Origin of the sequence: Novosphingobium acidiphilum DSM 19966, assembly GCF_000429005.1 — a bacterium.
Classification (GTDB): domain Bacteria; phylum Pseudomonadota; class Alphaproteobacteria; order Sphingomonadales; family Sphingomonadaceae; genus Novosphingobium; species Novosphingobium acidiphilum.
On record NZ_KE386832.1, the window covers coordinates 24699 to 33593 of the forward strand.

General features: G+C 63.4%; 7 protein-coding genes. 1 reads left to right on the top strand and 6 read right to left on the bottom strand.

The window, feature by feature from the left end:
• Position 1: 1 nt before the first annotated feature.
• The 6 genes from G404_RS0117490 to G404_RS0117515 all read right to left on the bottom strand — a co-directional run bounded on the left by G404_RS0117490 (position 2) and on the right by G404_RS0117515 (position 8159).
• Positions 2-2485 carry a phosphoketolase family protein gene (locus G404_RS0117490; RefSeq protein WP_084601490.1) on the bottom strand — a complete coding sequence of 828 codons (2484 nt, stop codon included), beginning with the start codon at positions 2483-2485 and terminating at the stop codon, positions 2-4.
• Positions 2486-2633: 148 nt separating this feature from the next.
• On the bottom strand, positions 2634-3728 hold the full coding sequence (locus G404_RS19700) for a zinc-dependent alcohol dehydrogenase (RefSeq protein WP_156906395.1): 1095 nt from the start codon (positions 3726-3728) through the stop codon (positions 2634-2636).
• 35 nt (positions 3729-3763) lie between these two features.
• Positions 3764-5212, bottom strand: coding sequence for an NAD(P)(+) transhydrogenase (Re/Si-specific) subunit beta (locus G404_RS0117500; RefSeq protein ID WP_028642187.1), 1449 nt, complete (start codon positions 5210-5212; stop codon positions 3764-3766).
• A 6-nt stretch (positions 5213-5218) separates the two neighbouring features.
• Positions 5219-5563, bottom strand: coding sequence for an NAD(P) transhydrogenase subunit alpha part 2 (locus G404_RS0117505; protein WP_028642188.1), 345 nt, complete (start codon positions 5561-5563; stop codon positions 5219-5221).
• Positions 5564-5582: 19 nt separating this feature from the next.
• On the bottom strand, positions 5583-6719 hold the full coding sequence (locus tag G404_RS0117510) for an NAD(P) transhydrogenase subunit alpha (protein ID WP_028642189.1): 1137 nt from the start codon (positions 6717-6719) through the stop codon (positions 5583-5585).
• 57 nt (positions 6720-6776) lie between these two features.
• Positions 6777-8159, bottom strand: coding sequence for an NAD-dependent succinate-semialdehyde dehydrogenase (locus G404_RS0117515; RefSeq protein WP_028642190.1), 1383 nt, complete (start codon positions 8157-8159; stop codon positions 6777-6779).
• A gap of 209 nt (positions 8160-8368) precedes the next feature.
• Between G404_RS0117515 and G404_RS0117520 the strand changes: the two genes are divergently transcribed.
• On the top strand, positions 8369-8653 hold the full coding sequence (locus G404_RS0117520; protein WP_156906393.1) for a hypothetical protein: 285 nt from the start codon (positions 8369-8371) through the stop codon (positions 8651-8653).
• Positions 8654-8895: the final 242 nt, after the last annotated feature.

The window sequence follows — 8895 nt, forward strand, 5'->3', positions numbered from 1 at the left end:
GTCACAGCAAGGCGTGGTGATCCGCCAGCGTGACGGATGCCGCATCGCTCCACCGCCAATCCACAATCTCGGGCAAGTCCTTCCCCTCTGTTACGATATAGCGGGCGTGCGCGGCCAGGCGGTCGCGCATGGTCTGCACCAGCCAGGCGCCGCGACTGCCGGTTTCGGGCAAGTGGGTGACGGCATCGATGACCAGATTGAACCGGTCGATGCGGTTTTGCACGCGGATGTCGAACGGGGTGGTGATGGTGCCTTCTTCGCGATAGCCGTGGACCGACATCGTGCGGTTGGCACGGCCGTGCACAAGCTGGTGCACCAGTCCGCGATAGCCGTGAAAGGCAAAGATGATGGGCCGGTCGCGCGTGAACAACGCATCGTAATCACTGTCGCGCAGCCCGCGCGGGTGTTCGTCGGGCGTGTGGAGCGTGGTCAGATCGATCACGTTGATCACCCGCACGCGCAAATGGGGCAGATGCGCGCGCAGGATCGTGACCGCGGCCAGCGTTTCGAGCGTGGGGGTATCGCCGCAACAGGCCATGACCAGATCGGGCCCGGCGTCGCTGTCGCCATCGCTGCTGGCCCATTTCCAGATGCCGATACCTTGTGCGCAATGCGCGATTGCGGCCTCGATCGACAGCCATTGCGGCATGGCGTGCTTGCCCGCGACGATCACGTTGATCCGGTGCCGGCTGCGCAGGCAGTGATCGGCGACGGCCAGCAGGCAATTGCCGTCGGGCGGCAGATAGGCGCGCACGATCGATGGCTTTTTCGACAGGATATGGTCGAGAAAGCCGGGGTCCTGATGGGTAAATCCGTTATGATCCTGTTGCCAGACATGCGAAGCCAGCACGATGTTGAGCGAGGCGACCGATTTACGCCAGGGCAGTTCCGCCGTTACCTTCAGCCACTTGGCATGTTGGCTGGCCATCGAATCGACGATCCGCACAAACGCTTCATAGCTGGCGAACAGCCCGTGCCGGCCGGTCAGCAGATAGCCTTCGAGCCAGCCTTCGCACTGGTGTTCGGACAGCATGGCATCGAGCACGCGTCCGCTGGGGGCAAGCGACTGGTCATGCGCTGCGATCGGCGCTTCCCACTGCCGGTTGGTCACGTCGAACACCGCATCGAGCATGTTCGATGCCGTTTCATCGGGCCCGAACAGACGAAAATTGGCCGAAGCGCGGTTCAGTTCGATCACATCGCGCACAAACGTGCCCAGCACGCGCATGTCCGCTGCGGTGTTTGCGCCCGGCGCCGTCACGGCAACCGCATGGTCGCGCAGATCGGGCAGGCGCAAGTCGTGCAACAGCAATCCGCCGTTCGCGTGCGGGTTCATGCCCATGCGCCGGTTGCCGGTGGGCGCCAGCGCGGCAATATCCGGCAACAGCCGGCCCGCTTCATCGAACAGTGTTTCGGGGTGATAGCTGTGCATCCACGCCTCGAGCAGGGCGATATGGCCAGGATGCGCCGCATCGACCTGGATCGGCACCTGATGCGAACGGCAGGTCCCTTCGATCGCCACCCCGTCGACGGTGATCGGCCCGGTCCAGCCTTTGGGTGAACGCAGCACGATCATCGGCCAGCGGGGCAGTGGCGCAGGTTCACCCTCACGCGCCGGAACGGTGCGTGCGGCGTGCTGGATCTGGCCGATCATGGCGATGGCGGTGTCCATTGCGCGTGCCATCAGTTCATGCATCGTGGCCGGATCGTCGCCTTCGACAAACAGCGGAGCCCAGCCATACCCGGTCAGAAGGCTTGCCAGATCGGCGGGATCGATGCGCGCCAGCAGCGTGGGGTTGCTGATCTTGAAGCCATTGAGGTGCAGGATCGGCAGCACCGCGCCGTCTGCGGCGGGATCGAGAAACTTGTTGGAATGCCACGCAGTGGCCAGCGGCCCCGTTTCCGCTTCGCCATCGCCGATCACGCAGGCCACGATCAGGTCGGGATTGTCGAACGCCGCGCCGAACGCATGCGACAACGAATAGCCCAGTTCGCCGCCTTCGTGGATCGATCCCGGCGTGGTTGGCGCGACGTGGCTCGATATGCCGCCGGGATACGAAAACTGCGTGAACAGCCGTTCCAGTCCGGCCAGGTCGCGCGTCACCTCGGGATAGATTTCGGTCCAGCTTCCTTCAAGATAGACGCTGCCGACGATCGCCGGACCGCCGTGACCGGGCCCGGAAATATAGATCATGTCCAGATCGTTGGCGACGATCACGCGGTTCAAATGGGCATAGATAAACGTCTGCCCGGGGGTGGTGCCCCAGTGGCCGACCACGATCGGCTTGACGTGTTGCAGCAGCAGCGGCGTGCGCAGCAACGGATTGGCACGCAAATAGATTTGCCCGACCGAAAGGTAATTCGCGGCCCGCCACCACGCATCGATCCGCGCCGCCTCGATCGGGTCGAGCGTGGGCAGCGCGTGGTCACGCACCACCAGGGTGCGCCCGGGCGCAAGATCGCGTTCTGTGCGCCCGCTGGGCATGTCTGGCACTCCTGATGGGGTTTATGAGCCTTGGGAATACCCGGTGGGCGCACAGCGTGGTGAGGGACGGAATTTACGCACGCGGGCCAGCGCAGAACGAACCGACACGCCGGCGGGCGACATTTGGAACGGCGCCCGGTCGACCGCCTCAGGCGCTGACCTGTTGCACCAGCGCGTGATCGGGGTGGCTGTCGGCCGCAACGGCCGCCGGCGGATCGGCAAAGTCGAGCACCACGCGCGACGGCACATCGCCATGCGCCAGCCGTTCGAATACGCGGTTGATCGCGGTCAATGGCTGCAACTCGATATCTGCCCGCACTTTGCCGCGTGCCGCAAAGTCCAGACATTCAGCCATGTCCTGGCGCGTGCCGACAAACGATCCGCGCACCGTGATGGCGCCGGCCACCAGATTGAAGATGTCGAGCGGAAAGCTGCCCGGCGGCAGGCCGACCAGCGCGCAAGTCCCGCGTTTGCGAGTCATCGCGACGCCCTGCTTGAACGCCGGAAGCGACGGCGCGGTGATCAGCACGCCGTGCGCGCCGCCGCCGGTTTCGTGCGCAAGCACGTCGGCGGGATCCTGCGTCGAGGCATTGATCACCAGATCGGCGCCGAGCCGTCTGGCATGATCGAGCTTGCCGTCATCGATGTCGACCCCGCACACCAGCAGGCCCATCGCCTTGGCATACTGGATGGCCAGGTGGCCCAGCCCGCCGCAGCCCGATATGGCGATCCATTCGCCGGGCCGCGCCTCGGTTTCCTTGATGCCCTTGTACGTGGTCACCCCGGCGCAGATCAGCGGCGCGGCTTCCTTGGCGCCCAGCCCGGCCGGGATGCGCGCCACATAATCGGGATCGGCGAGCAGATATTCGGCAAACCCGCCATTCTGCGTGTACCCGCCGAATTGAGCCTGATCGCACACGGTTTCCCACGCCGACAGGCAATATTCGCAATGCCCGCAGGCCGAATAGAGCCACGGCACGCCGACGCGGTCGCCCTCTTTCACGGTCGTTACCCCGGCGCCCAGCGCCACCACGATGCCGATGGCTTCGTGCCCGGGGATGAACGGGGGCGCGGGTTTCAACGGCCAGTCGCCGTTGGCGGCATGCAGATCGGTGTGGCACACGCCGCAGGCCTCGGTCTTGACCAGGATCTGGCCGGGCCCGGGCCGCGGTACCGCCCATTCCTGCAATTGCAGCGGCTGTTTGAACGCCGTGACAACGGCGGCATGCATGGTTTTGGGCAACATGGTTGATGTCCTCTGGGGGTGGAGCGGATTGCTCAGGCAGCAGCAGCGCCGAGACCGCGAATGGCCTCGATCATCTTGATCAGCACGGCCTGGGCGTCGCCATAGACCATGTTGCAACAGGGCTCGTAAAACAGCGCGTTGACGATGCCGGAATAGCCTTGGCCCTGGCCGCGCTTGATCACGTAGACTTGCGCTGCCTTGTCGGCGTTGAGTATCGGCATGCCGTAAATGGGCGAGGCCTTGTCGCTGCGCGCCGCCGGGTTGACCACGTCGTTGGCGCCGATCACCAGCGCGACATCGGTGGTGGCAAAGTCGTCGTTGATGTCGTCGAGCTGAAAGATCATGTCATAGGGCACGCCCGCCTCGGCCAGCAGCACGTCCATCTGGCCCGGCATCCGGCCGGCAACCGGGTGGATCGCAAACCGCACCGAGACTTTCGCCGCCTGCAGCAATTTCACGAATTCAAACAGCTTTTGCTGGGCATGCGCGGCGGCAAGGCCATACCCCGGGATGATGATGACCTTTTCGGCATAGCGCATCTTGATCGCCGCATCTGCGGCATCGGTCGGGCGTTCGGTGCCGGTAATCGCGCCGGCTCTGGCTTTGGCCACGGTGCCGAAATTGGTGAACAGCACATTGGCGATCGAGCGATTCATCGCCTTGGCCATGATCACCGTCAGCAGCAGGCCGGCCGCGCCGACCACCATGCCGGCGATCATCAGCGCCGGGTTTTGCAGCACAAACCCTTCGAGCCCGACCGCGAGCCCGGTGAAGGCGTTGTAGATCGAGATCACCACCGGCATGTCGGCCCCGCCGATCGGCAGCGTCATCAGCACCCCGAACACCAGCGCGCAGGCAAAGAACACCCAGATCCATTGCGGCGTGGTCAGCATCAGCCCGCCCATGCCCAGCGTCGATGCCACGACCAGCCCCGCCGCGACCAGCGACGCGGCAAACACCACGCCGTTTACATATTGCTGCCCAGTAATACGCCACGGTGCCTTGAGCACGCCATCGAGCTTGGCCCAGGCGATCACCGATCCCGACAGCGAGATCGCGCCGATCAGGCCGCCCAGCAGCGTCACCACCAGCTCGGTCGGCCCTGGCGTGTGGCCGCCGAACAGCTCGACCGCGGCGATCGCCCCCGCCGCGCCGCCGCCCATGCCGTTATAGATCGCCACCATTTGCGGCATCGCGGTCATCGCGACAGTGCGTCCGACATACCACGCGCCCACACCGCCGACCGCCAGCGCGACGATCGCGAGTGCAAGATTGGTCACCAGGTGCGGTTGTGCGGCAGGACTGACCGTGGCCAGATAGAAAAAGCTGGCCAGCACGGCGGCGACCATGCCCAGCCCGGCAACGCGGATACCCGATGGCGCGGTGGCCGGCGAAGACATCCGCTTCAGCCCGAACAGGAACAGAAAGGCGGCGGCCAGATCGGCGGAGCCGATGACGATTTGCGAGAGCAGGATGAGCATGACAGGTCAGCCTTTTTTGATGCGATGAACCGTGGCATGGCGGTGCGCGGGTTTGGCGTCGCTGGATTTGAACATGGCCAGCATGCGGTCGGTCACGGCATAGCCACCGGCGGCATTGCCTGCGCCCAACAGCACGGCGAAAAAGCCGATGCCCTGTTCCTGCGGCGTCACTGCGTTGAACAGCGCGTAAAGCCCGCCGACCACGACGATGCCGTGCACGAAATTCGATCCCGACATCAGCGGCGTGTGCAGGATCGCAGGCACATTGCCGATGATCACCCACCCGGCAAAGCCGGCCAGCATGAAGATGTACAGGGCCACAAACCCGGTCATGATGATGGCGAAAGACATGATGATGTTCCGTTCGGTGTCAGGCAGCAGCGGCATCGGCAGGCTTTTTGGCCGGCGCGACGTCACACAGCTTGCCGTCATGGGTCAGCGCGGTCCTGGCGATCACTTCGTCGGTCCAGTCGATGGTGATGACGTTGTTGGCCAGCATCAGCGCGAGCAGCGCATATTGGTTCTTGGCATAAAGCTCGCTGGCGTCGCGGCCGAGCAGCGACGGCACGTTGAGCGGTGCAACGATGGTCACGCCGCCGACAGCAGCGGTCTTGCCCGGCACGGTATCGATGCAATTACCGCCGCCTTCGGCCGACAGGTCGACGATCACCGCGCCGGCTTTCATGCCGGCCACTTGCGCAGCACTGATCAGTTTGGGCGATGGCTTGCCGGGGATGGCGGCGGTGGTGATGATCAGGTCGCTGGCCTGGATATGCCGGGTCAGCGCGGCATCGACTTTGGTCTGTTCCTCTGCCGTCAGCGCGCGGGCATAGCCGCCTTTGCCGGTGGCATCGACGCCGGTGTCGACAAAGGTCGCGCCCAGCGATTGCGCCTGTTCGCGCGTGGCGGGGCGCACGTCATAGCCTTCGACCACGGCACCCAGCCGCTGCGCCGTGGCAATCGCCTCCAGCCCGGCAACGCCCAACCCCATGACCAGCACTTTGGCAGGGCCGATCACACCCGCAGCCGAGGTGATCTTGGGCAGCACGCCGGTCATGTGCGTCATGCCGAGCGCCACCGCGTAATAGCCGGCGAGCGCCGACTGGCTCGACAGCGCATCCATCGATTGCGCGCGCGAAATGCGCGGCACGCGCTCCATCGCGAAACAGGTGATCCGCCGTGCCAGCAAGTGCTTGACCAGATCGGGCTCGTTGGCGGCATAGATGAAGCTGACCAGAATTGCCCCGGGCTGCATCGCGTCGATCACTTCGAGCGCGGGTGGCTGGACTGCCAGCACGACATCCGCGTCCCGCACCATGGCCAGGCGGTCCGGCATGATCACGACATCCTTGAACGCGGTGTCTTCCAGCTGGATGGCAAGGCCGGCACCGGCCTGCATATGCAGTCGCGCGCCAAGCTTGATCAGTTTGGGTATGACCGAGGGGACGAGCGCAATGCGGCACTCGTGCGGCTGCGTCTCGCGCAGCACGGCGACGTTGACGTACATGGTAATTTCCGATGTTCAAGGAAAGCGGGGGCGCCGATCGGCGCCCCCGCCGCAGGGTCAGACCGGCGCCTTTTCGTGGACGCAGCGCACCAGCTTCTTGTTGACGAATTGCTGGATGCCCATGTCGCCCAGTTCGCGGCCGTAACCCGAATCCTTGATACCGCCGAACGGCAGTTCGGGGTCGGACCAGTCGATGTTGTTGATGAACATCATGCCGGTTTCGACCGCGCTGGCGACGCGGTGACCGCGATCATGGTCCCGGGTCCACACCGATCCGCCCAGGCCAAAGTCGCAGTCATTGGCCAGCGCGATTGCGGCCGCTTCGTCCTTGACCCGGAAAAACAGCGCCACCGGTCCAAAGAATTCGTCGCGAAACGCGGGGTTGTCGGGCTTGATGTCGGTCAGGATCGATGGTTCCATATACGATCCGGGCCGATCGATGCGCTTGCCACCAAGCAACAGCCGCGCGCCTTTGGCGACCGCTTGCTTGACCTGACCCAGCAATTGCACCAGCGCCGCTTCGCTCGACATCGGGCCGAGCGTGGTCGCCTCGTCCATCGGGTCCCCGGCTTTGAGTTCGCTCAGCGCCGTCTGGAAGCGTTTGATGAATTCGTCGGCCACGCTTTCGACCACGATGAAGCGCTTGGCCGCGCAACAGGTCTGGCCGCAATTGTACATGCGTCCCCACACGGCCCACGGGATCGTCAGGTCGAGATCGGCGTCTTCGAGCACGATGAACGCGTCGCTGCCGCCCAGTTCCATCGACGACGGCTTGAGCGCCTTGCCGGCGGCCGCGGCAATGCTGCGTCCTGCGGCAACGCTGCCGGTCAGGCACACACCCTTGATGCGCGGATCATCGACGACATGGTCCGACTGTTCGTGCGAAATGAACAGATTGGTGTAGAGCCCGACGGGCGCACCGGCCTCGATCAGCAGGTGTTCGAACGCCAGTGCGCATTGCGGCACGATGCCGGCGTGTTTGACCACCAGCGTATTGCCCGCCATCAGATGTGGGCCGGCGACGCGAGCCAATTGATAATATGGGAAATTCCAGGGTTCGACCGCGAAAATCACGCCGATCGGGCTGCTTTGCATATGCGCCTTGCCATGCACCGGATCGAGATGCACCGGGGCAAGGAAACGTTCGGCGTGTTTGGCATAATATTCGAGGATGCGCGCGCTGAATTCGACTTCGCCGCGCGCTTCGGAAATGCGCTTGCCCATTTCCAGAGTCATCGTGTGGGCAAAGGCATCAGCCTGTTCGTGCAACAGTTTCGATGCCTTGTGAATGATCGCCGCGCGATCACCATAGCTGGTGTGCCGCCACGTTTCATAACACGCCTGCGCCTTGGCAAGCTTGCTCTCGTATTCGCCCTGGGTAATGTCGGGAAAGCCCTTGATGAGTTTGCCATCAAACGGGCTGAGGCTCTGATAGGTCATGACGCGTCCTTTGATGATGCATTCGCCCAAATCCGAAAGTCCGGGGATCGCGGGTCCTCAGATCCGGTGATTTGAACGACGTCATAGCTGGGCGTCGCATTCCGACCTGTCAGCCGACGGAAGTTACCCATCGCCTGAAGGTGCTCCAAATCCGCAGCCATGGGTGATTTCCGATGCTGTACCCCGGGCATGTCCGAGGACTAGCGCAGGTGCGTGAGCTTGCCCGCGCCCGGACCGCCGACGAGGAAGCACGGCGGCAAACAGCCCCCATCGTGCGCGGCCTGATCGATCGGGTGGTTATCATCCCGAACGGCGGCTTGCGTGGTGTCAACATCGAGGTCTTCGGAAAACTGGCCAGCCTGCTCGCTCTCGCCACCGGCGAGGAGCCAACGTCAGCTCTGTATGCTGTCAGTGGAGCGGGTGAAGGGATTGGGATCATTCGTTTGAGTGGAATCACATTGCTCAGGCAAAGGTCCACTTTCGGCATCGGATAGAGTTTCGTTTGATTTCAATTTTATACTCCTTTTGGATTCCCATGTTCAATTCTATTCCGGTGAAGGGAACAACATTGGCAACGAGCATGATCTAAGCGTTTGCCATGGTCCCATAACGGTCGATCAAAGTCTGTCGTAGGCTTCGATCATCATGCACCACAGGCTCTCAGGAAGGCTTTCTACAAGCTTCTAGCGCGGGTTTTGATGATCATATGGGTAAGGCTGCTGCACTCTGTCTGGAT

Coding starts and splice junctions, on each gene's coding strand:
- G404_RS0117515 (WP_028642190.1), bottom strand. CDS start 8,159: ATGACCTATCAGAGCCTCAGCCCGTTTGATGGCAAACTCATCAAGGGC.
- G404_RS0117490 (WP_084601490.1), bottom strand. CDS start 2,485: ATGCCCAGCGGGCGCACAGAACGCGATCTTGCGCCCGGGCGCACCCTG.
- G404_RS0117505 (WP_028642188.1), bottom strand. CDS start 5,563: ATGTCTTTCGCCATCATCATGACCGGGTTTGTGGCCCTGTACATCTTC.
- G404_RS0117500 (WP_028642187.1), bottom strand. CDS start 5,212: ATGCTCATCCTGCTCTCGCAAATCGTCATCGGCTCCGCCGATCTGGCC.
- G404_RS0117510 (WP_028642189.1), bottom strand. CDS start 6,719: ATGTACGTCAACGTCGCCGTGCTGCGCGAGACGCAGCCGCACGAGTGC.